Source organism: Mycolicibacterium holsaticum DSM 44478 = JCM 12374 (assembly GCF_019645835.1).
Lineage (GTDB): Bacteria > Actinomycetota > Actinomycetes > Mycobacteriales > Mycobacteriaceae > Mycobacterium > Mycobacterium holsaticum.
Genome location: NZ_CP080998.1, coordinates 770670 through 795336, shown reverse-complemented (window position 1 = coordinate 795336; position 24667 = coordinate 770670). Strand labels below are relative to the sequence as shown.

Below are 24667 nucleotides of genomic sequence, written 5' to 3'. Positions count from 1 at the left end.
GGCGTGTCGCGGATGAAACCGCACCGTCGAAGGGAAGTTTCAGCCGCGCTGCGCCGAACGTTGTACCGACAAGGCGGCGACGGCGCCGGATTCGTTGACGGCCAGGTGCACCAGCATCGGCGCCAGCAAGCTGCCCGTGCGATCGCGCAGCCACCCGAACAGCCAGCCCGCCGCGCCGGTCGCCAACACCGTGGGCACCACGGGTGTGCCGGTACCGCGCGCGTCGGCGACATGGGACAGCCCGAACGCCGCCGACTGCAGCAGCCTGCCACCTGTAGGCCCGAACGCGTCGGCCGCGACGGTGCCGAGTACACCCCGGTACGCCGCCTCCTCCGACCACACCGTGCCCAGCGGAATCCCGAGCAGCAGCCAGCGCCGCACCCCTGCGGGCAGCGCACGGCCGTTGAGCTCCTTTCGCGTCCTCGGCAGCGCGGTGCCCGCGGCGACGCCGGCCGCCACCGACGCGGCCGTCGCCGCGCCGACCCGAAGACCCGACCACACCTGCGGCGGGCGCAGCCCCAGCTCGGGCCGGGTGAGCGCGGCGAGCGTGGTCGCGACGAACGCGTGCGGGACGGGATTCCAGCGCGACGGGAACCGGGGCAGCACCAGACTCCATCCGACCAGCCCGGCGGCCAAACCGAGTGCTGCTGCGCGTTTACGGTTCATCACTTCGAGGTATCTTCGGCGGCCGCGGTGACCTTGTGCAGCGCGACGCGCATGCGTTCGGTGTCCTCGGAGGTCCAGCCCTGCGGCGGCGCGACGGCCGCCCAGCCGTCGAGGATGTACTCGCCGTAATTGTGGCCGTGCCCGTCCGGCACGGAGCTGGCGTTGGTCATGTCCGCGGCGACCTGCCAAAACGTCACGATCGGGTACCAGCGCATGACCGCGGTGCGGTCGATGCCCGGCGGCTCCTTGAGCCAGTCCGGCCGGGTGAACAGCAGGTCTTGGGACCACCACACGATCGGATCGGAGGGGTGCTGCAGGAACAGCACCCGGGTGCCCTGCCACGGTTGCTGGGTGACGGCGGCGATCTGGGCGGTGTCGGTGCCCTGGGAGAAGCGCACCGTGCGGCCGTTGTCGTAGCGCGGTTGAACCTCGGGTGTGCCGGGGTCGCGCCGATCGATGAGCGCCCGCCACAGCGGGCTGGCGTTCGGCGGGCCCACCCACAGCACCGACGAGAAACCCATCCGGGAGATGTCGGGCAGCCAGTCGAACGCGCCCTGGCCCGCCATCGAGCCGAGGCTCTCCCCGTACAGCATGAGCTTGGGCCGCCGGTCCGGCGGCAGCTGCGCCCACCGCTTCTGCACGGCGTCGATCATCAGCCGCCCGGATTGCATCGACTTCTGTTGGTCGCCGACAAACGAAATCCAGCTCGGCAGAAACGAATACTGCGATGCGACCAACGCCGTGTCGCCGTTGTACATCATCTCCACCGCGCGCGCGGCGATCGGGTTGACCCATCCGGTGCCGGTGGTCGGGATGATCACCAGCATCTTGCGGTCGAAGGCGCCGGTGCGCTCGAGTTCGCTGAGCAGCACGGCCATCCGCTGCTCGTCGGTGTCGGCGGTCTGCAGGCCGACGTACACCCGGATGGGCACTTTGGCCGGTGCGCCGTTGAGCCGCGTCAACTCATCGGCGTCGGGCCCGGTGCCGACGAAGTTCCTGCCCTGATACCCCAACGTGTCCCACGCGGCGAAAGATGCTGGGCTGCCGGATCTTTCGGGATCCATCGGCTGGGTGACGCCTTCTCTGGTGGTGGTGTTCTGCGGCTGGAACACCCGGTTGGCCCCGGCCAGAAAACCGCGGATGAGCACGCCGTTGACCAGCAGGATGACCAGCACGACGACGATGGCCGTCCCGATGAACAGCGCCACTTCGTCGTTGAGGCGCCAGCGCCGGATGAAGAACCGCGCCATGGTCTTGATCACGTCGAGCAGCAGCCGAGACACCGACACGCATAACGCGCCGACGAGGACGGCGACCGTCAGCGTGCGCAGGTAGGCCGGTGTCTCGGGTCCTTCGATACCCATCACCGCCGATATCTGGCGCTGCCAGGCCGCCGCGGGGATCAGCATCAGCAGGCAGGCCGCGATCGAGCCGACGACGACGACGGTCTTGAGCACCCACAGCACCCGCTTGGGCGGCGGCCACCACCGTAGGCGCCGTAATACGAAGCGGTGCAGCATACTTCCGGTGAACACGCCGATGCCGTAGCCGATCGCGGCGTTCAGACCGCCGATCCCGCCCTGGAAAAGCCAGTCGCGTGGCAGCAACGACGGGGTCAGCGACAGGCAGAAGAACAGCGCGCCGAAGGCGATCCCGACGAAGTCGAGGCGAACCAGGTGCCAAGCCCAGACGTATACCGGATGTCGTTCGTCGTCGGTGCGCTGATTCACCCGAACAACCCGGGTAGCACGCCCTCCGACGTGCTCCGCAGGTCCTCCAGACTGACCGTGAACAGGCCCTGCACCTCCACGGCTTGGCTGCCCTGGTCGACGACCCCGATGCGGGTGGCGGGCAACCCGCGGGCCTCGCACATGGCCCGGAACCGGCTCTCCTCGGTGCGCGGCACCGCGACGAGCACCCGTCCCGCCGATTCGGAGAACAGCGTGACGAATCCATCCGCGTCTTCGGGAAGCACGATGCGGCAACCGGTTTCCCCCGCCAGCGCCGACTCGACCACGGCCTGGATCAGCCCGCCTTCGGACAGGTCATGGGCCGCCGACACCAGCCCGTCGCGCGAGGCGGCGGTGAGCACGTCGGCCAGCAGCTTTTCGCGTTCCAGGTCGACCTTCGGCGGCAGCCCGCCGAGGTGGTCGGCCGTGACTTGAGCCCAGACCGATCCGTCGAACTCGTCGTGGGTGTCACCGAGCAGGATCAGGGTCTCCCCCGGCTCCGTGCCGAATCCGGTCGGGATCCGGCGCTTGACATCGTCGATGACGCCGAGCACGCCGACGACGGGGGTCGGCAGGATCGGGGTGGAGCCGGTCTGGTTGTAGAAGCTGACGTTGCCTCCGGTGACCGGAATGCCAAGCGTCACACAGCCGTCGGCCAGCCCGCGGACCGCCTCGCTGAACTGCCACATCACCCCGGGGTCCTCGGGCGATCCGAAGTTGAGGCAGTTGGTCACCGCGACCGGGGTGGCGCCGGTGACGGCGACGTTGCGGTACGCCTCGGCCAGTGCCAGTTGGGCGCCGGTGTAGGGGTCCAGCGCGGTGTAGCGGCCCGACGCGTCGGTGGACACCGCGATGCCGCGGCCGGTCGTCTCGTCGACGCGCAGCACACCGCCGTCGGCGTTCTCGGCGAGCACGGTGTTGCCGCGCACGTAGCGGTCGTACTGTTCGGTGATGAACGCGCGGCTGCACAGGTGCGGGCTGCCCAGCAGCGTAAGCAACGTCGCCTTCAGCTCGGCACCGGTGGACGGCCGCGGCAGCTTCGCCGACGAATCGGCGTTCAACGCGTCCTGGGTGCCGGGACGCTCCACCGGGCGTTCGTAGACCGGACCCTGGTGCGCGACCGTGCGCGGTGGCACGTCGACGACGGTGTGGCCGTGCCAGCTGATCTTGAGCCGGTCCCCGTCGGTCACCTCGCCGATGACGGTGGCCAGCACCTCCCACTTGCGGCAGACCTCGAGGAACTTCTCCACGTTCTCCGGCGCGACGACCGCGCACATGCGTTCCTGCGACTCGCTGGACAGAATCTCGGCCGGCGTCATGTTCGCCGCGCGCAGTGGCACCCTGTCCAGCTCGATCGTCATCCCGCCGTCACCCGCTGACGCGAGTTCCGAAGTGGCGCAGGACAACCCGGCACCGCCGAGGTCCTGGATGCCGACCACCAGATCGTTGGCGTACAGCTCAAGGCAGCACTCGATGAGCACCTTCTCCATGAACGGGTCGCCGACCTGCACGCTGGGCAGCTTCTTGCGCCCGGGACCGGTCTCGTCGCCGCCGAACGTCTCGGAGGCCAGCACCGACACGCCGCCGATCCCGTCGAGGCCGGTGCGCGCGCCGAACAGGATGATCTTGTTGCCGGTGCCCGAAGCGAACGCCAGGTGCAGGTCTTCCTTGCGCAGCACCCCGACGCACAGCGCGTTCACCAACGGGTTACCGGCATAGGAGGCGTCGAACACCGTCTCGCCGCCGATGTTGGGCAGGCCCAGTGAATTTCCGTAGCCGCCGATGCCACGCACCACACCGTCGAGCACCCGGCGGGTGTCGGGCGCGTCGGCGGCGCCGAACCGCAGCTGGTCCATCACCGCCACCGGCCGTGCACCCATCGCCATGATGTCGCGCACGATGCCGCCGACGCCGGTCGCGGCGCCCTGGTACGGCTCGATGTAGGACGGGTGGTTGTGCGACTCGACCTTGAACGTGGCCGCCCAGCCGTCGCCGATGTCCACCACGCCCGCGTTCTCACCGATGCCGGCCAGCATCGCTGTGCGCATCTCCTCGGTGGTGGTCTCGCCGAAGTAGCGCAGATGCACCTTCGAGGACTTATAGGAGCAGTGTTCACTCCACATCACCGAATACATCGCCAGTTCGGCGTCGGTCGGCCTGCGACCCAAGATTTCCCGGATCCGCTGGTATTCATCGTCCTTGAGACCGAGTTCGCGAAACGGCTGCGGGTGTTCTGGGGTGGCGGCGGCGTGGTCGACAGTGTCGACCTCAGAAGAGAGCCCGGACGTCACACCGACAGTCTAGTTTGGGTCGCCACCCACCTCCGCCCGACACGGGTTCCCAGGGCCGCCGGCCGGGCTGAGCGAGGTCAGCCCGGCGCACCGACACAGAACGCGTTGCCCGCAGGATCGGCGAGCACCACCCAGCTGAAGTCCGCACCGAAGCTGTGCCTGCCGGTCTCGCGCGCACCCAACTCCACCAATCGCGTCACTTCGGCCTCCACGTCGGCGGCGGTGAAGTCGATGTGCATCTTGTTCTTGCCCGGCGTCGGATCGGGCACCCGCTGAAAACCCAACGTCGGCGCACCTGCACGGGTGACCGTGACGAATTCGCCTGGCGCAAAAGCGGTTACTTCACCGTCCACCGCCTGCGCCCACCACCGGGCCAGCCGATCAGGATCCTCGCAGTCCAGCGTGATCATCTCCACGTTGATTACCATGTGCCAAACCCTAATTCAGACCGGTGACAATTACGTGGCGCGTAATTGAACCGCCGCCGCTGGGCGCGCAGGCTTCAACGCATGACAACAACCCACACCCCACCGAAGTTCAGCGCCGACATCTGGGCGGCCTTCTGGGCCGCGCCGAACGCATCGCTCATCACCGACATCCTCGCTGAGGACGTCGTCGGGTACTGGCAAGGCGACCCGACGCCGGTACGGGGCCGGCAGGCCTACGTCGGCAAGATCGCCGAACTCGTGGCCGCGATCCCCGATCTGCGGCTGCACCTCGTCGACAGCGCGACCGTACCGGCCGACACCGCGGGCGAGCAGCTGGTATTCCTGCACTACACCGGCGAAGGCACCGGCCCCGACGGCCCGTTCGTGATCCGGGGACTGGACCGGGTCCGCACCCGCGACGGCATCGTGGTGGAAAACGTCATCCGCTACGACGAGGTCGACGCCGCCTGACCCGGGCTCAGGCCGGTGCCAGAAACGCCTCAAGCGCCGCGGCGTAGGCCGCGACGTCGTCGGTGCCCATCACCTCGCGCGCCGAATGCATGGCCAGCTGCGGTGCACCCACGTCGACGGTCGGGATCCCGGTGCGCGCCGCGGTCATCGGCCCGATCGTCGACCCGCACGGCAGATCGGCGCGGTGTTCGTAGCGCTGCAGCGGCACACCGGCCTGCGCGCAGGCGAGCGCGAACGCCGCGGCCGTGCGCCCGTCGGTGGCGTAGCGCAGGTTCGGCTGCACCTTGAGCACCGGCCCGGCGTTGACCTCGATGAGGTGGCCGGGCTCGTGACGCTCGGGGTAGTTCGGGTGCGTGGCGTGTGCCATGTCCCCGGAGGCCACCATCGAGCCCGGCAACCGGCGCAGGAACTCCTCGCGTCCGCCGCCCTCGCTGAGCGTGATGCGCTCCAGCACGGTGAGCAGCAGCTCGGACTGCGCCCCGTGTGCGGACTGCGAACCGACCTCCTCGTGGTCGAACAGCACCAGCACCGGCAGGTACCCGCCCGACCCGGACTCCGAGGCCGCCAGAAACGCCTCCAGCCCGGCGTAGCAGGTGGCCTGGTTGTCCAGCCGGGCCGCGCTGAGCAGCTCACCGCCGGCGCCGATCAGCCGCGACGGGCTCAGGTCGTGCGTCATCAGGTCGGCGCCGAGCACATCGGCCCCGTCGACGCCGGCCCGCTCGGCGACGTAGCCCAGAAACGACCTTGTCCCGCTGCCGACGCCCCACACCGCGTTGACGTGCCGCTGCGGGTCCAGCGCGACGGCCTTGCGGTCCTCGGCCAGGTGGATGGCCAGCTGCGGCACCCGCAGGATCGGCTCGTCGATCCGTACCAGGGAGTGCACCAGTCGGTTCCCGTCGCGCACCGACAACCGGCCGCTGATGCCCAGGTCCCGGTCCAGCCAGGAGTTCAGCCACGCACCGCCGTAGGGCTGCAGCGCGACGACCTGCCACCCGGCCACAAACCGGTCGGGATGCTGTTTGACACGCAGGTTCGGGCTGTCGGTGTGGGCCCCGACGATACGAAACGGCAGCCCCGGTTCACCGGTCTGCCACGCGATCAGCGAGCCGGCACGCACGCTGAAGAACCGCCCCTGACGCGGCCACGCGTCGCCTTCGGCCAGTTCCCGAAATCCCGCGGCCTGCAACCGCTCGGCGACGGTCGCGCAGACGTGGTACGGCGAGGGTGACGCGTCGATGAACTCGCACAGGCCCTTCGGACTTGCAGACATGGTTATCCATCTTCGCCGACGCGCTCACGTTAAGGTCAATCACGTGCCCGATCCCCTGCCGCAGCCCGTATTGGCGCCGCTGACGCCCGCGGCGATCTTCATGGTGGCCACCATCGACGAGGGCGGTGAGCAAGCGGTGCACGACGCGCTGCCCGATATCTCGGGGCTGGTGCGCGCGATCGGATTTCGCGATCCGACCAAAAACCTGTCGGTGGTGACGTCGATCGGCTCGGATGCCTGGGACCGGTTGTTCTCCGGTCCGCGGCCCGCCGAACTGCATCCGTTCATCGCGCTCGACGGTCCCCGCCACCACGCTCCGTCGACCCCCGGCGATCTGCTGTTTCACATCCGAGCCGAGTCGATGGACGTGTGCTTCGAGCTGGCCGGCCGGCTCGTCGACGCGGCGGACGGTGCGCTGACCGTCGTCGACGAAGTGCACGGTTTCCGGTTTTTCGACAACCGTGACCTGTTGGGGTTTGTCGACGGCACCGAGAACCCCGACGGCCCGCTGGCCCGAAGCGCAACGCAGATCAGCGTTGGGGAGGACCCCGATTTCGCGGGCGGCTGCTATGTGCATGTGCAGAAGTACGTGCACGACATGGCGGCGTGGACCGCGCTGTCCACGACGGAGCAGGAACGGGTCATCGGCCGCACCAAGCAGGACGACATCGAGCTCAGCGACGACGTGAAGCCGGTGAATTCCCATGTGGCCCTGAACGTCATCGAGGACGACGAGGGAAACGAGCTCAAGATCGTGCGGCACAACATGCCGTTCGGCGAGATCGGCAAGGGTGAGTTCGGCACGTATTTCATCGGTTACTCGCGCACCCCACAGGTCACCGAGCAGATGCTGGAAAACATGTTCCTCGGCGACCCGCCCGGCAACACCGACCGGATTCTGGACTTCTCCACCGCGATGACCGGTTCGATGTTTTTCACCCCGATCGTCGATTTCCTCAACGACCCACCGCCGCTTCCGAATTCCGCGGCAACCGAGATAGCTCCGGCGACTAGCGTGGTAGCCCCGGTCGGCTATGCCGGCTCGCTCGGGATCGGCAGCCTGAAAGGAACACCATGAACAACTTGTACCGCGACCTTGCTCCGGTCACCGAGGCGGCATGGGCCGAAATCGAACTGGAGGCGAGCCGGACGTTCCGTCGACACATCGCCGGACGGCGCGTCGTCGACGTCAGCGAACCGGGCGGTCCGGTCGTCGCCGCGGTCAGCACCGGACATCTGCAGGACGTGACGCCGCCCGGGGAGGGCGTGGTGGCCCATCTGCGCGAGAGCAAGCCGCTGGTGCGGTTGCGGGTGCCGTTCACGGTGACGCGCGCCGCGATCGACGACGTCGAGCGCGGATCGCAGGACTCCGACTGGGATCCGGTCAAGGAGGCCGCCCAGAAACTGGCGTTCGTCGAGGACCGGGCGATCTTCGAGGGTTACGAAGCCGCTGCCATCGAGGGCATCCGCAACTGCAGCTCCAACCCTGCGCTCGCGCTGCCCGACGACCCCCGCGATTTCGCCGACGTCATCGCGCAGGCGCTGTCGGAGCTGCGGCTGTCCGGCGTCGGGGGCCCGTATTCGGTGCTGCTGTCCGCGGAGGCCTACACCAAGGTCAGTGAGACCACCGAGCACGGCTATCCGATCCGTGAGCATCTCAACCGGCTGATCGGTGGGGGCGAGATCATCTGGGCGCCCGCCATCGACGGCGCGTTCGTGCTGTCCACCCGCGGGGGGGATTTCGACCTGCAGATCGGCACCGACGTGTCGATCGGCTACCTGTCCCACGACGCGGGCACTGTGCAGCTCTACCTCGAAGAGACGCTGACGTTCCTGTGCTACACCTCGGAGGCCTCGGTCGCGCTGTCGACCGCCTGACCCCATTTGCCGCGAGCCCCCCTTTGCGGCGAGCGTGCGTGTCTGCGGCCGACACGCCGACAGAAACGGCGAGTTCGCGCACGCTCGTCCCCGCCGCGTCAGGCGGCCAGCACCGAATCCAGCGCGGAGTAGAAGATGCCCAACCCGTCGTCGGACGGGCCGGTCAGCGCCTCGGTGGCGTGTTCGGGGTGCGGCATCAGCCCCACCACCCGCCGGTTGGCCGAGCAGATCCCGGCGATGTCGCGCTGTGAGCCGTTGGGGTTGTCGCGGTAGCGGAACACCACCCGATCCTCGCCCTCGAGTTCGTCGAGCACTCTCTCGCCGGCGACGTAGCGGCCCTCACCGGATTTCAGCGGCACCAGGATGTCGGCGCCGAGGTCGTAGCGCGAGGTCCACGCCGTCGAATTGGACGCCACCTGCAGCCACAGGTCACGGCACACGAAATGCAGACCGGCGTTTCGGGTCAAGGCGCCCGGCAGCAGGCCCGCCTCGCAGAGAACCTGAAACCCGTTGCAGATTCCCAACACTGGCATACCGCGCTCGGCGGCGCTGACCACCTCACCCATCACCGGCGCGAACTTCGCGATCGCGCCCGCGCGCAGATAGTCACCGTAGGAGAAGCCGCCGGGGACTACGACGGCGTCGACGTTCTTGAGGTCGGTGTCGGCGTGCCAGAGGCTCACCGCGTCGCCGCCGGCCAGCCGGACCGCACGGGCGGCGTCGACGTCGTCGAGCGTGCCGGGGAATGTGATGACGCCCACACGTGCGCTCATGCTTGCTCCCTGGTCACCGACCAGTCCTCGATAACCGTGTTCGCCAACAGCGATTCGGCGATCTGAGCCAACGTGTCGTCGTCGACGCTGTCGTCGACTTCGAGCTCAAATCGCTTGCCCTGACGTACATCTGAGACGCCCTTGAACCCGAGACGGCCCAACGCACCGACGATCGCCTGGCCCTGCGGGTCGAGAATCTCCGCCTTGGGCATCACGTGCACCACCACCCTTGCCACGGCGACAACTGTACCGGCGAGGTCAGCGGCCGCGACTCACCGGCACGATCCGACATAGGCCTGGCACAGCGGAGCCGTCATGGCTTCGAAGACCTGCGCGTCGGGCACCGGGGACCAGGGCACATGTGTCGGCAGCGTGGACCACATGGCCAACTCCACGATGCTGCTGCTGTCCGGGTGGGCCAGCAGGTACTGGCGCATCACCCGCTGACCGGCCACGCTGATCACCGCGGCGAGCCGATCAGGCGCATCGGTGGTGATGGACGGGGAGACGAACGGCGCCGTCAGCTGGCAGGTGCGGAGCCGGGCCTTGGCCTGCTCGAACGTCTGCGTAGCCGTCGGGCCACCCTGGGAGGTGGGCCCGCGCCAGTGCACCACCTGCGCCTGCAGCTGCCATTCGTTCGGCGGGTTGGGCACCCTCGCCGCGGCGGCGACGGCGTATTCGCGCGGGTCGCCGATCACGGGCGGGCTGGCGCAGGCCTCCTCGAACGCAAACCGCGGCGCGGTGGCGGTGACGGCAAGCCCGGCGAGCCCGGGCCACCGGTACACCGGGTACAGCGGGATCGCGGTGGACACCATCCACGCCGAATCGGGGATGGTGTCGCAGGCCGGCGGGCAGAATTCCGGCACGGCGCCGGCCGGCGGACCTGGCACGACGGCCAGTCCACAGGCCGCAAGGACCACCGCGAGCATCATCCGCACGCTTCAACCACCCCCTAGACAGCTTCGCGCCGCCACAATATAGGCATGGAATTGACCCATTTCGGCCATTCGTGCTTACTCGCGAGGTTCACCAACGATTCCGGCTCCGAGGCCACCGTTCTCTTCGATCCCGGCGTCTTCTCCCACGGATTCGAGGGCATCACCGGGTTGTCGGCGATCCTGATCACCCATCAGCACCCCGACCACGCCGACACCGAACGCCTCCCGGCTCTGCTCGACGCGAACCCGCAGGCCGCGCTGTACGCCGACCCGCAGACCGCCGCGCAGCTCGGTGCGCCGTGGCGGGCCGTCCACGTCGGCGACGAGCTGCAGATCGGCCACCTGAGCGTGCGCGGTGTCGGCGGTCGGCATGCGGTGATCCACCCCGAGATCCCGGTGATCGACAACATCTCGTATCTGGTCGGCGACGGCGCCCACGCGGCACGGCTGATGCACCCCGGCGACGCCCTGTTCGCTCCGGGAGAGCCGGTCGACGTGCTGGCGACCCCCGCCGCCGCGCCGTGGATGAAGATCTCCGAGGCGGTGGACTACCTGCGTGCGGTGGCACCCACGCATGCGGTGCCGATCCACCAGGGGATCGTCGACCCGAGCGCGCGCGGCATTTACTACGGCCGGCTCTCGGAGATGACCGACACCGACTTCCAGGTGCTCCCCGAGGAAGACGGGGTCACCTTCTGAGCGCGAGCGATCACCTTCCTGCCGCGCGCCCGGCGGCCCGGCCGGAGAACACGCAGCCGCCGAGGAACGTGCCCTCCAGCGAGCGGTAGCCGTGCACCCCGCCACCGCCGAACCCGGCGGCCTCCCCCGCGGCGAACAGCCCGTCGAACACGCTGCCGTCGGGCTTGAGCACCCGTGAATCCAGATCGGTTTCCAACCCGCCCAACGACTTTCGGGTGAGAATGTGCAGCTTCACCGCGATCAGCGGTCCCGCCTTCGGGTCGGTGAGCCGGTGCGGCGCGACGACGCGGCTGATCCGGTCGCCCAGATAGTTGCGCGCCACGTGGATCGAGGCGATCTGCATGTCCTTGGTGAACTTGTTGGCCACCTCGCGGTCGCGGGCGGTGACCTCGGCTTCCACGGTCGCGTAGTCCAGCGGCAGCACATCGGGCACGTCGTTCATCGCAGACACCAAGTCCCGCAACGTGTTCGCGCTGACGAAGTCCACGCCGCGGTCGACGAACGCCTGTACCGGTCGCGGTGCACCCGGACGCACCCGGCGCAGCACCTCGGCGATGCTGCGGCCCGTCAGATCGGGGTTCTGCTCCTGGCCTGACAGCGCGAACTCCTTGGCGATGATGCGGGCGTTGAGCACGAACCACGTGTAGTCCTGGCCTGTCTGCGCAATGTGTTCCAGCGTGCCCAGGGTGTCGAACCCGGGATACAGCGGTGCAGGCAGGCGGTTGCCGTGCGCATCCAGCCACAGCGACGACGGGCCGGGCAGGATGCGGATGCCGTGCATCGGCCAGACCGGGTCGTAGTTGGTGATGCCCTCGGTGTAGTGCCACATCCGGTCGCTGTTGATGACACGCGCACCCGCCGACTCGGTGATGCCGATCATCCGTCCGTCCACGTGCGCGGGCACCCCGGAGAGCAGTTGGTCGGGCACCCGGCCCATCCGCTTGGGCCAGTTCTGCCGCACCAGGTCGTGGTTACCGCCGATGCCGCCGCTGGCGACGACGACGGCTTGGGCATGGAACTCGAAGTCGCCGACCCGGTTTCGTGACGACGCCACACCGCGGGCCTCATCTGAAGGTTCCAGCACCGCGCCGCGCACCCCGACCACGGCGCCGTCCTCGACGATCAGCTCGTCGACGCGGTGCCGATGCTTGAACGTCACCCGGGGTGACCCGAGCAACCGGCGCGCGAAGACGTCGACGATCGCGGGCCCGGTGCCCCAGGTGATGTGGAAGCGCGGCACCGAGTTGCCGTGCCCGCGTGCGTCATAGCCGCCCCGCTCCGCCCATCCCACCAGCGGGAAGATCTGCAATCCGCGCTCACGCAACCAGCTGCGCTTCTCGCCGGCGGCGAAGTCGACGTAGGCGTGCGCCCACTGTCGCGGCCAATGGTCTTCGGGCCGGTCGAATCCCGCCGTCCCGAGCCAGTCCTGCAGTGCCAGCTCGTGGCTGTCACGGATACCGACCCGGCGTTGTTCGGGGCTGTCGACGAAGAACAGCCCGCCGAACGACCAGTACGCCTGCCCGCCGAGGTTGTTGGCGTTCTCCTGGTCGACGATCAGCACGCGGCGGCCGCGGTCGACCACCTCGCACGCCGCGACCAGCCCTGCGAGCCCCGCTCCCACCACGATGACGTCCGCATCTGCCATAGCCGCCACGTTAGCGGGCGCGCGTTACGCCGCGGCCGCCAGGTGACCGCTGGTTTACCGCGGCAAGACCTCCTCGATGGCCGAGATCACCTCGGGCGCATCGGGTTCGGTACGCGGGCGGAACCTCCTGGCCACCTTGCCGCCGGGGGCGAGCAGGAACTTCTCGAAGTTCCACTGGATGTCGCCGGCTTCGCCGTCGGCGTCGGGCGTCTTGGTCAGCTGCTCGTAGAGCGGGTGGCGCCCGGAACCGTTGACGTCGGTCTTTTCCAACAGCGGAAACGTCACGCCGTAGGTGGTCGAGCAGAACTCCTGGATCTCCTCGGCCGTACCGGGCTCCTGGCCCATGAACTGGTTGCACGGCACGCCGATCACGGTGAGCCCACGATCGCGGTAGTCCGTTGCCAACTGCTCCAGGGCCGTGTACTGCGGGGTGAGGCCGCACTTGGAGGCGACGTTGACCACCAGGACCGCACCGTCGGCCAGCTGGCCCAGCGTGGTGGCGTTGCCGTCGAGTGTGGTCAGCGGGATATCGGTTAGCGGTGTGTCGGTCATGCCCGGCACGTTACCCGTCCTGGAACAGCATCCCCGCGACTCGGTGCACCAGCGCGATCGGATCGTCGGCGGTGTCGATCGACTTGTTCAGCCACAACAGCGAAAAGCCGTGCACCAGCGACCATGCCGCGAGGGCCGCGGCCTGCGGGTCACCGACGGCCCTGTCGTCACCGAGGGTGCCGACACCTTGTGCGAGTTCGGTTCCGGCCGCGTTCACGGCCGCGACCAACTCGGGGTCCTCGGGGTTGACCAGCGAGCGGTCGAACATCACCGCGTAGTGACCGGGATGGGCGAGCGCGAACCGCACATAGGCCAGCGCGGCGTCGATGAACTCCGGGCGGGCCTCGGCGAGTTCGGCCGCCAGCAACCGCCAACCCTCGGCCGCCAGCGCGGTGAACAGGCCGCGACGGTCGGTGAAGTGATGGGCGGGCGCAGCGTGCGAGACGCCGGCCGCGCGGGCCAGTTCGCGCAGCGAGATGCCGTCGGCGCCGCGCTCGGCCACCAGCTCGGCGGCCTGCGCCAGGATGACGGCCTTGAGATCGCCGTGGTGATAGGACGCCTTGGTCACGGCCGCCAGCATACCGAGTAAATCTTGACAGTGCCTAGATATCGCCTTATGGTGAACTAGTCACTGTCAAGATTGGAGTTCGGGATGGCTGTGGTACTGACCCTGATCCTCGGCACGCTCGCGGCCCGGCTGGCCGGTTGGCTGGGGATCGACTACGTCGACAGCTGGCCCTCGGCGATCGCCGTCGGCCTGGCCGCGATGTTCGTACTCACCGGCGTCGCGCACTTCGTCGACCCGCTGCGCCGCGACATGATCGCGATCGTCCCGCCGCGACTGCCCGCACCTGCCCATCTGGTGACCGTCACGGGCGCGCTCGAACTGCTCGGCGCGGCCGGGCTGTTGTATCCCCCGACCCGGGTGGCTGCAGCGGTGGGCCTGTTCGCGCTGATGCTGGTGATGTTCCCCGCCAACGTCTACGCGACGCGGATGCCCAACCCGCCGAAGTCGATGACGACCCGGCTGGACCTGCGCACCGCCGAGCAGGTGCTGTTCCTATTCGCCGCCGCCGTCGTGGTCGGCCTTGGCAGCATCCAGTAGCCAGGCGTACTGGAACGCGGCTTCCTTCCAGCGTTCGTAACGCCCGCTGATGCCACCGTGACCTGCGTTCATCTCGGTCTTCAGCAGGACCGGATTGCTGTCGGTCTTGGTATAGCGAAGCGCGGCAACCCATTTCGCCGGCTCCACATAGTACACCCTGGTGTCGTTGAGCGACGTCATCGCCAGGATCTTCGGGTACCGTTTGGCGGCGACGTTCTCATAGGGCGAGTAGGACTTCATATACTCGTAGACGTCCTTGTCCTCCAGCGGATTTCCCCACTCGTCCCACTCCGTGACGGTCAACGGCAGCGACGGGTCCAGGATGGTGGTGAGCGGGTCGACGAACGGCACCACGGCGAGGATACCGGCGAACGACTCGGGCGCCATGTTGCCCACCGCGCCCACCAGCAGGCCGCCTGCGCTTCCACCGTGCGCGACCAGGTTCTCCGGGCGCGTGATGTCGGTCTGCACCAGATGCTCTGCCACGGCGATGAAATCGGTGAAGGTGGTCTTCTTCTCCAGCATCTTGCCGTGCTCGTACCACGGCCTGCCGAGTTCCCCGCCGCCGCGCACGTGTGCGACCGCGAACACCATCCCGCGGTCGAGCAGCGACAGCCGCGCAATGGAGAACCGCGGATCCTCACACATTTCGTAGGCGCCGTAGCCGTACAGCAGCGTCGGCGCCGGGTACTGCAAACCGATCCGGTGCACGATCGAGATCGGTACCCGGGCGCCGTCGGCCGCGACGGCCCAGTCGCGGCGCTCGACGTAGTCCTCGGGACGGTAGTCGCCGAGCACCGGCTGCTCGCGCAGCAGGGTGCGCTCACCGGTCTGCAGATCGAAGTCGTAGATCCGCACGGGGGTGACGAACGAGGTGGCGCCGATCCGCAGCTTCGGTGAGCTCCAGTTCGGGTTGCCCGCCAGACCCGCCGACGTCAGCTCGGAGTCGAACGTGATGTCCTGGGGATGGCCGTATTCGCCGTCGGCGTACAGGGGCCACAGCTGGATCTTCGGCAGGGCCTCGCTGCGGTAGCCGACCACCAGATGTGCTTCGAACGCGTCCACCGAGTCCAGGCGCACGTCCTCGCGGTGCTCGATCAGCGTGCGCGTCGAGGTGGGGTCGGCCACCGGCGCCTCGACGAGCGTGAAGTTCTCCGCACCGTCGTTGTGCAGGATCAGGAACCGGTCCTGCCCGCCGACGACGGCGTGTTCGACGGAGTACTCGACGAGTTCGCGCCGTGGCCACACGGTGGTGAACTCGGCCTGCGGATCGTCGGCGTCGGCGTAGCGGATCTCGGAGGTGACCGCGCTGCCCGCGGCGATGAGGATGTACTTGTCGCTTCGGGTCCGGCCCACCGCGAGCCAGAACCGTTCGTCGGGTTCGTGATACGCCCGTTGGGCGGGCAGCCCGGATCCGATGCGGTGCCGCCACACGGTGTCGGGACGCCACGCGTCGTCGACGGTGGTGTAGTAGACGGTGCGGTTGTCGGCCGCCCACGTCACCCCGGGGGCGATGCCGACGATCTCGTCGTCATACAGCTGTCCGGTGTGTAAGTCCTTGAACCGCAACGTGTAACGTTCGTCGCCCTTGACGTCCACGGAATACGCGAGCACGCTTCCGTCCAGGCTCACCGACGCGGCGCCCAGCGCGAAGAACTCGTGGCCCTCGGCCTCGGTGTTCTCGTCGAGCAGCACCTGCTCACCGGGGATCTCGGTGTTTTCGTCGAGCACCGGCGGCGTCCAGTCGTCGGGGTTTTCGACCGGGCAGCGGCAGTGCACGCTGTACTGCTTGCCCTCGAAGCTGCGCCCGTAGTACCACCAGTCCAGCCGTCGGGTCGGCACGGACAGGTCGGTCTCCTTGGTGCGGGCCTTGATCTCGTCGAAGATCTTCTGCCGCAACGGCCCCAGGTGTGCGGTGACGTGTTCGGTGTAGGCGTTCTCCGCGTTGAGGTGCTCGATGACCTCGGGGTTGGACTTGTCGCGCAGCCATTCGTAGGCGTCGATGAAGATGTCGCCGTGATGTTCGCGACGGTGGTCGAGGCGTTTGGCTTCGGGAGGGTTCACGCGGCAGATCCGATCCAGTCGTCGAACTTGTGGCCCGAAATACGTTCGTAGGCCTCGATGTATCGCGCCCGCGTCGCGTCGACGATGTGCTGGGGCAGCGGCGGTGGCGGTCTGTCACCGTAGCGGTCCCAGCCGGACTCGGCGCTGGTGAGCCAGTTGCGGACGAACTGCTTGTCGAAACTCTGCTGCACCGCCCCCTCTTGCCAGTCGTCGGCGCGCCAGTACCTGCTCGAATCGGGGGTGAACACTTCGTCGGCCAACCGCAGCGTGCCGTCGTCGTCCACGCCGAACTCGAACTTGGTGTCGGCCACGATGATCCCCTTGGTGAGCGCGTAATCGGCACCCTGGCGGTAGGTCGTCAGCGTGAGCTCGCGTAACTGCTCGGCCCGTTCGGCGCCGATCAGATCGATTACCGCGTCGAACGAGATGTTCTCATCATGTTGTCCCAGTTCGGCTTTGGTGGCCGGGGTGAACAGCGGTTCGGTGAACTTGCTGGCCTCGGCCAGCCCGGCCGGCAGCGCGATTCCGCACAGCGTGCCGGTGTTCTGGTAGTCGATCAGGCCCGAGCCGGTGAGGTAGCCGCGGGCCACCGCCTCCACCGGCAGCATGTCGAGTTCCTGCACCACCAGCGCTCGGCCCAGCACATCGTCGGGAATGCGCGGGTCGTCGGGTGGGCCTGCCAGGTGGTTGGGCACGTCAGCCGATCGACTCAGGAAATCGAAGAAGAACACGCTCATCGCGGTCAGGATGCGGCCCTTGTCGGGGATCTGCGAGTCCAGGATGTAGTCATAGGCAGAGATCCGGTCGGAGGCGACGAACAGCAGCGTCTCGTCGTCGACGCGGTACAGCTCGCGGACCTTACCGCTGGCCAGATGTTGGTAGTCGGACAGAGCGGGGCGCATCGGGCCAGCCTATCGGGCAGCATCAACGCCATGAGTTCGCGGTTTCTCCCCTACGCCACGACGCCCTCGCGCTTCGTCGGCCAGTTCCTCAGCGATATCGTCGTGCTTGGCTGGACCATCGTGTGGCTGTCGGTCGGCGCGGCCGTCCACTCGGCGGTGTCGACCATCGCCGCGGTCGGGCGCCAGGTCGAGATCGGCGCCACCGGCGTGTCCGACAACCTAGACACGGCGGGCAGCCGCACCGACGACGTGCCGTTCGTCGGCGATGCCCTGGCCAAGCCGCTGCGCGCGGCCAGCGAGGCCGCCCTCGACATCGCCGGCGCCGGTCACAGCCTCGACACCACCGCGTCGTGGTTGGCGTGGGTGCTGGCGATCGCCGTCGCCGCCCCGCCGATCCTGTTCGTCGCGATGCCGTGGCTGATGTTGCGGCTGCGCTTCGCGCGACGCAAGTGGACGGCGATCACGCTGGCGCGCACCCCCGCGGGCGAACAGTTGCTGGCGCTGCGGGCGTTGGCCAACCGGCCGTTGGCCCAGCTGGCGCAGATACACACCGACCCGGTGGGCGCGTGGCGCAACTACGACGCGGTGGCGATCCGGGGGCTGGCCTCGTTGGAGCTGCGGGCGGCCGGCATCCGTCGCTAACCAGCGATTTCGGCGTGATTTCTTTCGCTCAACGAAAGTTTTCACACCGAAATCGCCGGGAGTGGAGCGGTTCAGGGGTGTCGCGACGTCTAACTTGAGTGCTCGACGACTTGCTGCGCAGCCAAGACGGCGTCATCACGCTCGCGCAGGCGCGGACCATCGGCCTCAGCGCGCAGACGGTCATGCGCCGCGCCCGATCGGGACGGTGGCGACGCTGCGGGCCAGGTGTCTACTTCGCGAACGACCGACAGTTCACCGACGCCGCGCGCATCCGGTCGGCGGTGTGGAGCTACGGCTCCCGCGCCACCGCGAGCGGTCTGGCCGCGGCATGGTGGCTGGGCGCGACGAGATATGCCCCGCAGATCGTCGAGGTGACGGTCCCGCGGACCGGCAATGGACGACGCAGACCGGGCACCCGGTTGCGGCGGCGTGACCTGGCGCCGGCCGACATCATCGAGCGCTCCGGGCTACGGGTGACCGCGCTGCCGCTGACGCTCATCGAGGCGGCGGTCCGACTCAGGGACGGCGCCAAACTTCTGGACGCCGCGCTGCAGCGTGACGTCGAGTTGGCCCAGCTGTGGCGCGTGCACCTGCGGAACAAGGGCCGCCACGGTGCGCCGGGCGCCAGACGCCTGCTGCACGCCGCATCCGACGGCGCCCGCTCCGAAGCCGAGCGCCTCCTGGTGAAACTGCTGAAAGGCGCGGGCGTCACCGGCTGGCAGACCAACTATCCGGTCAGCGGATACCGGGTCGACGTGGCGTTCCCGGACGCGAAGGTCGCCATCGAAGTCGACGGATGGGCCTTCCACAGCGATGCGGAGACGTTCGTCAAGGACCGTCGACGCCAGAACGTGATCGCCCTGCTCGGTTGGCAGGTGCTGCGCTTCACGTGGCTGGACCTCACCGAGCACCCCGACCGCGTTCTCGCCGAGATCAAGCTCGCGTGCCGCTAGCCGAGCATGCGCCGCCACACCCGCCCGTAGGAATACCGAGCCGTCACCGAGCCGAACCGCACCCGGCCACGCACGACGAGGTGCAACTGCGACGAGCGCGGTCCGTAGGGCACCTTCAACGTGGCGCTGCCCGCGAACGTGTCGACGCCGTTGAGATCGGCCGTGGCGCCGTCGGGCAGGATCAGCTCGGTTGAGCTGAAATAATCGTCGACGTCCAGCACGACGCTCGGGCTGCTCACCGCGGCGTTGGTGAAATCCAGCGTGGTGTCACACATCCGGGTGTTCAGCCGCAGGTGCGACGGCACCGTCCACGGTCCGCGCCGCGTGATCGTCGACATCCGGCCCCGGATCGGTTCACCGCTGTGTGGTGCCACCGTCGGCGATTGCGGCAGGTCGGCCAGCACGGCACACAGCTCACCGCGGGTGCGGGCGGTGAACACCCTCTCGACGCGGTCACCGAACTCGTCGAGCGTGAGCAGGCCCTGGCCGACCGCGTGCTCGAGCAGTTGGCGGACGTGGGCACGGTCGGCGTCGGAAACCCGCACATACGCGTCACTTGAGTCCATGCCTCGAGGGTAGGTGCAGCCGCAGCTGGCTGACCAACCGCGACAACCCTGCGACCGCCACGATCGCCCAGCTGCCCAACGCAATCCAATACACCACATGCGAAATCGCCGACAGGGCAGACCAACCGGTTTCCGCCGAAGTGGTGTCGGTGGCCACCGAGTACATGCCGAGCGGGAACACCATCGCCCACCAGACCCCGGCAAAGCGCAACGCCTCCGGCTGCCGGGCGTGCCGCACGCCGAAGTGCAGCAACGGCGGAATCCACGCCGTGGCCGCGACCCAGGTCCCGACGGTCATCAGCCGCGCCGCCTCGGCCAGCGCGCCGGTGGTGTCGTGGAGGATGTGAACGCCGGCCAGCGTCGCGATCGCCAGTGCGCCCATCAGGATCCACGCGTCGGGTTCGAACCCACCGGGGTCCAGCCTGGCGGCGAACGCCCGGGCCAGGATCAACGACGTCATCACGAGGTACACCACCAGCGCAATCACCCACAACACGGCGGCGACCAGCAGCAACGCATGCCAGCCGGTGTGACGCGAAAGCGCGACGGTGACGATCGCCAGCCCCGACGTGCCGACGCTGGGCAATTCCCATGCGCCACGGGCGCTTTCCCGAAACTCATGCCACCGTCGCCGCGCGAAGTTGCGCACCAGCAGCACACTGAGCGCCAGCCAGGCCGTCGCGGCGAGCACGCTGAGCGTCCACAGCACGCCGGGGATCGACGTGAACCTGTTGTCGAGCACCGCGCATGCGGCGACGAACGTGAACAGCCGCACCGTGACGTCGGGGTCCGCGATATCCGGTGGCTTCCCGGGCCACCGGATCGCCGCAAGTGCGACCAGGACCACCAGCCCGGCGGCGGCCAGCACACCCAGCCCGCCGCTGATCGCCGGATAGCCGTGGTCGGCCGCGGCGATCGACACGATGCCGGTCGCCATGACCGCGGCGAACGCGTCCGGTTTCACACCCGCAGCTCGACCACCAGGTGCCGGATGCCGGTGTGCCGGTTGCTGCGCGTCCACTCCACGGGCTTGACCAGCCGCGCCGACGAGAACCGGGTCAACAGCTCCTCGAACAGCACCCGAAGTTCGAGCCGGGCCAGGTTGGCCCCCAGGCAGTAGTGCACACCGTGCCCGAAGCCCAAGTGCGGGTTGGGCTTACGGGTGATGTCGAAGGCGTCCGGGGAGCTGAACACCGCGGGGTCGCGGTTTGCCGAGCCGTCCCAGACCTGCACCTTCTGCCCGGCGCGGATCTCGATGCCTGCGAGTTCGGCGGCTCTGGTCGCGGTGCGCCGCTTCGACGGCGACGGCGACGTCCAGCGCACCATCTCTTCGACCGCGGTCGGCAACTGGTCCAGATCGGCGCACAGCGCCGCGAGTTGGTCGGGGTGGTCGATCAACGCGAGCAGGCCGCCTGCCACCGCGTTGCGGGTCGTCTCGGCGCCGGCGCTGAACAGCAGGCTGAAAAACAGATACAGCTCCAGATCCGACAACCCCTCGTCCAGGGTGGCGTTCGCGACGACCGACAGCATGTCGTCGGTCGGCTCGGCACGCTTGGCCGCGATCAGTTCCTGGCCGTAGGTGTACATCTTGGCGCCGGCTTCCTCCACCGACATCGGCCCGACCTGCCCCAGTTCGGCCCTGCGGGCCGTACCGAAGTCGAACTGCGGCTCGATGGCACGAAACAGCCAATGCCGTTCGGACTCGGGAACTCCCAGCAGTATGCAGATCATCTGCATCGGCAGCTCGGCGGCGATGTCGACCAGGAAGTCGAACGGTTCACCGGGCACCACCGCGTCCAGCAGCCGCCGCGCCCTGGCGCGCAGATCGTCTTCGACGCGTCGGATCATCCGCGGGGTCAGACCGGAACTGACCAGCCGCCGGACCTCGGAATGCCGCGGGTCGTCCATCATGTTGAGCACCTGGCCGGCGATCGACAGATCCTGCAGCAGCGTGCCGCCGTAGGGCCGGTAACCGCCGGTCACCGACGAATATGTCACCGGATCACGAAGCACGGCAAAGGTTTCGGCATGGGTGGCCACCGACCAGAAGCCTTCGCCGTCGGGGGTGTGTTCGGTCGGTTCATGCCAGTACACCGGTGCCTCACGACGGTGCACCGCGAACAGCTCGTGCGGAAAGCCGTCGGCGAAGTTGTCCAGATCGGTGAAGTCGATCCGGGTCAACGCCGATGTCGAGGTCACAGGATGGCACCCGAGGTGTACTTGGCCGCTTCGGGGTAGCGGCTGACCAATTCGTCGACCGCCTCGACGACCCGGTCCACCTGGTCACCGGCCGCCCCGGTGAACGCCTGTTTGTCGGCGAGCGCCGCGTCGAGGGCCGGCCGGTCCAGCGGCAGCCGCGGATCGGCGGCGAGCCGGTCGAGCAGGTCGGGTTCGGATCCCTTCTCCCGCATGGCGAGCGCGACGGCGACGGCGTGTTCCTTGATCACCTCGTGGGCGGACTCACGCCCCATGCCTGCGCGCACCGCGGCGATCAGGATCCGGGTGGTGGCCAAGAACGGCAGGTAGCGGTCGAGCTCACGCTGAATCACGGCGGGATAGGCACCGAACTCGTCGAGCACCGTCAAGAACGTCTCGGTCTGCCCGTCGACGGCGAAGAAGGCGTCGGGCAGCGCCACCCGGCGCACCACCGAGCAGAACACGTCGCCCTCGTTCCATTGCGCGCCCGCCAGTTCGGCGGCCATCGAGGCGTAGCCGCGCAGCACCACCTGCAACCCGTTCACCCGCTCACACGATCGGGTGTTCATCTTGTGCGGCATGGCCGACGAGCCGACCTGCCCCGGGGCGAACCCTTCGGTCACCAGCTCGTGTCCGGCCATCAACCGGATGGTGTGCGCCAGCGAGGACGGGCCCGCGCCCACCTGCACCAGCGCCGAGACCACGTCGTGGTCCAGCGACCGCGGATACACCTGGCCGATACTGCTGAAAAGCTCTGTGAAGTCCAGGAATTCGGCGACCCGGCGCTCCAGGTCGGCCAGCCGGGAGGTGTCCCCGCCGAACAAGTCGAGCATGTCCTGCGCGGTGCCCATCGGGCCCTTGATACCGCGCAGGGGATAGCGGTCGATCAGCGCACGCAGCCGTTGCAGCGCGAGCAGCATCTCTTCGGCGGCCGAGGCGAACCGCTTGCCCAGCGTGGTGGCCTGCGCCGCGACGTTGTGGCTGCGGCCGGCCATCACCAGGTCGCGGTAGCTGATCGCGCGCTCGGCCAGCCGGGCCACCACCGCGACGCCGTGTGAATGCACCAGTTCCAGCGAGCGGCGGATCTGCAACTGCTCGACGTTCTCGGTGAGGTCGCGGCTCGTCATGCCCTTGTGCACATGCTCGTGGCCGGCGAGCGCGTTGAACTCCTCGATGCGCGCCTTGACGTCGTGGCGCAGCACCCGTTCACGCGCCGCGATCGACGACAGGTCGACCTCCTCGAGCACCCGCTCGTAGTCGGCGAGCACCGAGGAGGGCACCGCTGTGCCCGTGATGCCCAGTTCTATCTGCGCGCGCAGCACCGCCAGCCAGAGTCGGCGCTCCGCGACGATCTTGGCCTCCGGTGACCAGATGGCCACCATCTCCTCGCTGGCGTACCGGTTGGCCAGCACATTCGGGATCGTCACAACCACACAGCTTACGGTTCGGGGCTTAGCGGCCTAGTCCGGCGCGTCGGTCAGGTGCGCCTCGTCGAACAGGCCGGCGTCGCGGACGCCGACGCGGCGGTTGATCAACATCGTGATCAAGAACAGCACGATCCCGACCCCGACCAGAGCCAACGCCACGATGTACTGCTGAACGGGCCGACCCGACAACGGCGTCACGAGATACAGCGACACGACGAACCCGATCACCGGCAGCGCCGTCGGCGTCCGGAAATGTTTACCGCCGGCGCGCACGTCGTGCCGCAACACCAATACCGCGACGTTGACCATCGCGAACACCGCGAGCAACAACAGCGACGTGGTGCCGCCGAGCACCGATATGGCGGTCGAACTGGCGAACGCCGACACGTAGACGATCAGCCCGAACGCGATCAGCGTGGTGAACACGATCGCCACCCACGGGGTGCGGGTGCGCGGATGCACCGTCCCGAGCACCGGTGGCAGCACGTGCTGACGCGCCATGCCGTAGATCAACCGGCTGGCCATCAGCATGTTGATCAACGCGGTGTTGGACACCGCGAACATCGAGATGAACGGAAAGATCTCTTCGATCGGCAGGTTGGGCGCACCGGCCTTGACGACCTCCACCAACGGGGTGTCACTTTCGGCCAGCGTCCCCACCGGCACCAGGGCCACCGCCACGATCGACACCAGGATGTAGACGATCCCGGCGATCGTCAGACCCGAAAGCAACACCTTGGGGAAGGTGTTCACCGGATCCTTGGTTTCCTCGGCCATGTTCACCGAGTCCTCGAAACCCACCATCGCGAAGAACGCCAACGACGTCGCCGCGGTGACGGCCATGAACGCGTTCTTGTCCGTCGCGGTGTCGAACGCGATCACCCGGCTGAAGTCGACGTCGAGCCCGCGGGTGAACGCCCACAAACCGACGAAGAGCACCAGCATCAGGCCGGTCGCCTCGACGATGGTCAGCACGACGTTGAGTTTCACGCTCTCGCCGACACCGCGCAGGTTCACCATCGCCAGCAGCGCCATGAACAGCAGTGCGATGACGGCGATCCCGAACTTGCCCCACCCCAGCCCGAACCCGGTGTCGAAGTTGGCGGCGAAGAAGCGCGACGCGGTGGACGCCGAGGTGATACCCGAACACATCACCACGAACGCCACCAGGAACGTGACGAACTGGATGCCAAAAGCCTTGTGCACGTACAGCGCAGCGCCGGCGGCCTGCGGATACTTGGTCACCAGCTCCAGGTAGCTGAACGCGGTGATGGTCGCGATGAGGAACGCGACCAGAAACGGAAGCCACGCTGCGCCACCGACTTCGCCTGCGACGTCACCAGTCAGCGCGTAGACCCCGGTGCCCAGGATGTCGCCCACGACGAAGAGCAGCAACAGGCCTGGGCCCATCACTCGCCGTAGTTCCGGCTCCTGGCTCGCGGTGTCCGGAGTGCCCATCGCCTTTCCTGGG

Annotated in this window: 25 protein-coding genes; 7 read left to right on the top strand and 18 right to left on the bottom strand. The window is 68.1% G+C overall.

Annotation, left to right across the window (positions count from 1 at the left end; all coding sequences use genetic code 11):
- Positions 1–39 precede the first annotated feature (39 nt).
- The 4 genes from K3U96_RS03930 to K3U96_RS03915 form a co-directional block, all read right to left on the bottom strand.
- A complete protein-coding gene (locus K3U96_RS03930; RefSeq protein WP_220692140.1) occupies positions 40–666 on the bottom strand; it encodes an Rv0804 family intramembrane glutamic endopeptidase in 627 nt (208 codons plus the stop codon).
- Positions 666–2396 carry an alpha/beta hydrolase gene (locus tag K3U96_RS03925; RefSeq protein WP_220692139.1) on the bottom strand — a complete coding sequence of 577 codons (1731 nt, stop codon included), beginning with the start codon at positions 2394–2396 and terminating at the stop codon, positions 666–668. The genes K3U96_RS03930 and K3U96_RS03925 overlap by 1 nt, the downstream gene beginning before the upstream one ends.
- Positions 2393–4687, bottom strand: a complete 2295-nt coding sequence (gene purL, locus K3U96_RS03920) for a phosphoribosylformylglycinamidine synthase subunit PurL (RefSeq protein WP_220692138.1) — start codon at positions 4685–4687, stop codon at positions 2393–2395. Before purL ends, K3U96_RS03925 begins: the two co-directional genes overlap by 4 nt.
- Before the next feature lie 77 nt (positions 4688–4764).
- On the bottom strand, positions 4765–5115 hold the full coding sequence (locus tag K3U96_RS03915; protein ID WP_220692137.1) for a VOC family protein: 351 nt from the start codon (positions 5113–5115) through the stop codon (positions 4765–4767).
- 81 nt (positions 5116–5196) lie between these two features.
- On the opposite strand from K3U96_RS03915, the gene K3U96_RS03910 reads away from it, so the two are divergent.
- The gene (locus tag K3U96_RS03910) at positions 5197–5586 is read left to right on the top strand and encodes a nuclear transport factor 2 family protein (RefSeq protein ID WP_069407428.1); all 390 of its coding nucleotides are present in this window, start codon (positions 5197–5199) and stop codon (positions 5584–5586) included.
- 7 nt (positions 5587–5593) lie between these two features.
- Here the strand turns inward: K3U96_RS03910 and K3U96_RS03905 are convergent, their stop codons facing one another.
- The gene (locus K3U96_RS03905) at positions 5594–6856 is read right to left on the bottom strand and encodes a M18 family aminopeptidase (protein ID WP_220692136.1); all 1263 of its coding nucleotides are present in this window, start codon (positions 6854–6856) and stop codon (positions 5594–5596) included.
- A gap of 43 nt (positions 6857–6899) precedes the next feature.
- Between K3U96_RS03905 and K3U96_RS03900 the strand changes: the two genes are divergently transcribed.
- On the top strand, positions 6900–7934 hold the full coding sequence (locus tag K3U96_RS03900) for a Dyp-type peroxidase (protein WP_220692135.1): 1035 nt from the start codon (positions 6900–6902) through the stop codon (positions 7932–7934).
- Positions 7931–8734: a family 1 encapsulin nanocompartment shell protein gene (locus tag K3U96_RS03895; protein WP_069407431.1), complete on the top strand. Its 804-nt coding sequence runs from the start codon at positions 7931–7933 to the stop codon at positions 8732–8734. The genes K3U96_RS03900 and K3U96_RS03895 overlap by 4 nt, the downstream gene beginning before the upstream one ends.
- 98 nt (positions 8735–8832) lie before the next feature.
- On the opposite strand, the gene purQ is transcribed toward K3U96_RS03895, so the two are convergent.
- Genes purQ through K3U96_RS03880 form a run of 3 tightly spaced genes read right to left on the bottom strand, consistent with a single transcriptional unit; the run spans position 8833 to position 10445 of the window.
- Complete coding sequence (gene purQ / locus K3U96_RS03890) at positions 8833–9507, bottom strand: phosphoribosylformylglycinamidine synthase subunit PurQ (protein ID WP_220692134.1); 675 nt, start codon at positions 9505–9507, stop codon at positions 8833–8835.
- Entirely contained in the window at positions 9504–9743 is a 240-nt protein-coding gene (gene purS / locus K3U96_RS03885; RefSeq protein WP_220692133.1) for a phosphoribosylformylglycinamidine synthase subunit PurS, read from the bottom strand. Before purS ends, purQ begins: the two co-directional genes overlap by 4 nt.
- A 36-nt stretch (positions 9744–9779) precedes the next feature.
- On the bottom strand, positions 9780–10445 hold the full coding sequence (locus tag K3U96_RS03880; protein WP_069408160.1) for an ATPase: 666 nt from the start codon (positions 10443–10445) through the stop codon (positions 9780–9782).
- A gap of 45 nt (positions 10446–10490) precedes the next feature.
- On the opposite strand from K3U96_RS03880, the gene K3U96_RS03875 reads away from it, so the two are divergent.
- Entirely contained in the window at positions 10491–11144 is a 654-nt protein-coding gene (locus K3U96_RS03875) for an MBL fold metallo-hydrolase (RefSeq protein WP_069408161.1), read from the top strand.
- A gap of 10 nt (positions 11145–11154) precedes the next feature.
- Here the strand turns inward: K3U96_RS03875 and K3U96_RS03870 are convergent, their stop codons facing one another.
- From K3U96_RS03870 to K3U96_RS03860, 3 genes are read right to left on the bottom strand one after another with little or no spacing between them, the layout of a single operon-like run.
- Positions 11155–12789, bottom strand: a complete 1635-nt coding sequence (locus tag K3U96_RS03870) for an FAD-binding dehydrogenase (protein ID WP_220692132.1) — start codon at positions 12787–12789, stop codon at positions 11155–11157.
- A gap of 54 nt (positions 12790–12843) precedes the next feature.
- Complete coding sequence (locus K3U96_RS03865) at positions 12844–13341, bottom strand: glutathione peroxidase (RefSeq protein WP_220692131.1); 498 nt, start codon at positions 13339–13341, stop codon at positions 12844–12846.
- Positions 13342–13351: 10 nt separating this feature from the next.
- Positions 13352–13909 carry a TetR/AcrR family transcriptional regulator gene (locus K3U96_RS03860; protein ID WP_069408209.1) on the bottom strand — a complete coding sequence of 186 codons (558 nt, stop codon included), beginning with the start codon at positions 13907–13909 and terminating at the stop codon, positions 13352–13354.
- A gap of 84 nt (positions 13910–13993) precedes the next feature.
- On the opposite strand from K3U96_RS03860, the gene K3U96_RS03855 reads away from it, so the two are divergent.
- On the top strand, positions 13994–14446 hold the full coding sequence (locus K3U96_RS03855) for a DoxX family protein (protein WP_220692130.1): 453 nt from the start codon (positions 13994–13996) through the stop codon (positions 14444–14446).
- Here the strand turns inward: K3U96_RS03855 and K3U96_RS03850 are convergent.
- Both K3U96_RS03850 and K3U96_RS03845 read right to left on the bottom strand, forming a co-directional pair.
- A complete protein-coding gene (locus K3U96_RS03850) occupies positions 14402–16510 on the bottom strand; it encodes a S9 family peptidase (protein ID WP_220692129.1) in 2109 nt (702 codons plus the stop codon). The genes K3U96_RS03855 and K3U96_RS03850 overlap by 45 nt on opposite strands.
- The gene (locus K3U96_RS03845) at positions 16507–17412 is read right to left on the bottom strand and encodes a phosphoribosylaminoimidazolesuccinocarboxamide synthase (protein WP_220692128.1); all 906 of its coding nucleotides are present in this window, start codon (positions 17410–17412) and stop codon (positions 16507–16509) included. Before K3U96_RS03845 ends, K3U96_RS03850 begins: the two co-directional genes overlap by 4 nt.
- Positions 17413–17442: 30 nt before the next feature.
- Here K3U96_RS03845 and K3U96_RS03840 point away from each other — a divergent pair, with 30 nt between their 5' ends.
- Complete coding sequence (locus K3U96_RS03840) at positions 17443–18054, top strand: hypothetical protein (protein ID WP_220692127.1); 612 nt, start codon at positions 17443–17445, stop codon at positions 18052–18054.
- Positions 18055–18152: 98 nt separating this feature from the next.
- Entirely contained in the window at positions 18153–19007 is an 855-nt protein-coding gene (locus K3U96_RS03835; protein WP_220692126.1) for an endonuclease domain-containing protein, read from the top strand.
- Here K3U96_RS03835 and K3U96_RS03830 read toward each other — a convergent pair.
- Genes K3U96_RS03830 through K3U96_RS03810 form a run of 5 tightly spaced genes read right to left on the bottom strand, consistent with a single transcriptional unit; the run spans position 19004 to position 24654 of the window.
- The gene (locus K3U96_RS03830; RefSeq protein WP_220692125.1) at positions 19004–19573 is read right to left on the bottom strand and encodes a DUF1707 SHOCT-like domain-containing protein; all 570 of its coding nucleotides are present in this window, start codon (positions 19571–19573) and stop codon (positions 19004–19006) included. The genes K3U96_RS03835 and K3U96_RS03830 overlap by 4 nt on opposite strands.
- A complete protein-coding gene (locus K3U96_RS03825) occupies positions 19560–20537 on the bottom strand; it encodes a tellurite resistance/C4-dicarboxylate transporter family protein (RefSeq protein WP_268928466.1) in 978 nt (325 codons plus the stop codon). The genes K3U96_RS03830 and K3U96_RS03825 overlap by 14 nt, the downstream gene beginning before the upstream one ends.
- Complete coding sequence (locus K3U96_RS03820; protein WP_220692124.1) at positions 20534–21772, bottom strand: cytochrome P450; 1239 nt, start codon at positions 21770–21772, stop codon at positions 20534–20536. The genes K3U96_RS03825 and K3U96_RS03820 overlap by 4 nt, the downstream gene beginning before the upstream one ends.
- Positions 21769–23196, bottom strand: a complete 1428-nt coding sequence (gene purB / locus K3U96_RS03815; RefSeq protein WP_220692123.1) for an adenylosuccinate lyase — start codon at positions 23194–23196, stop codon at positions 21769–21771. Before purB ends, K3U96_RS03820 begins: the two co-directional genes overlap by 4 nt.
- Before the next feature lie 33 nt (positions 23197–23229).
- On the bottom strand, positions 23230–24654 hold the full coding sequence (locus K3U96_RS03810; RefSeq protein WP_220692122.1) for an APC family permease: 1425 nt from the start codon (positions 24652–24654) through the stop codon (positions 23230–23232).
- Positions 24655–24667: the final 13 nt, after the last annotated feature.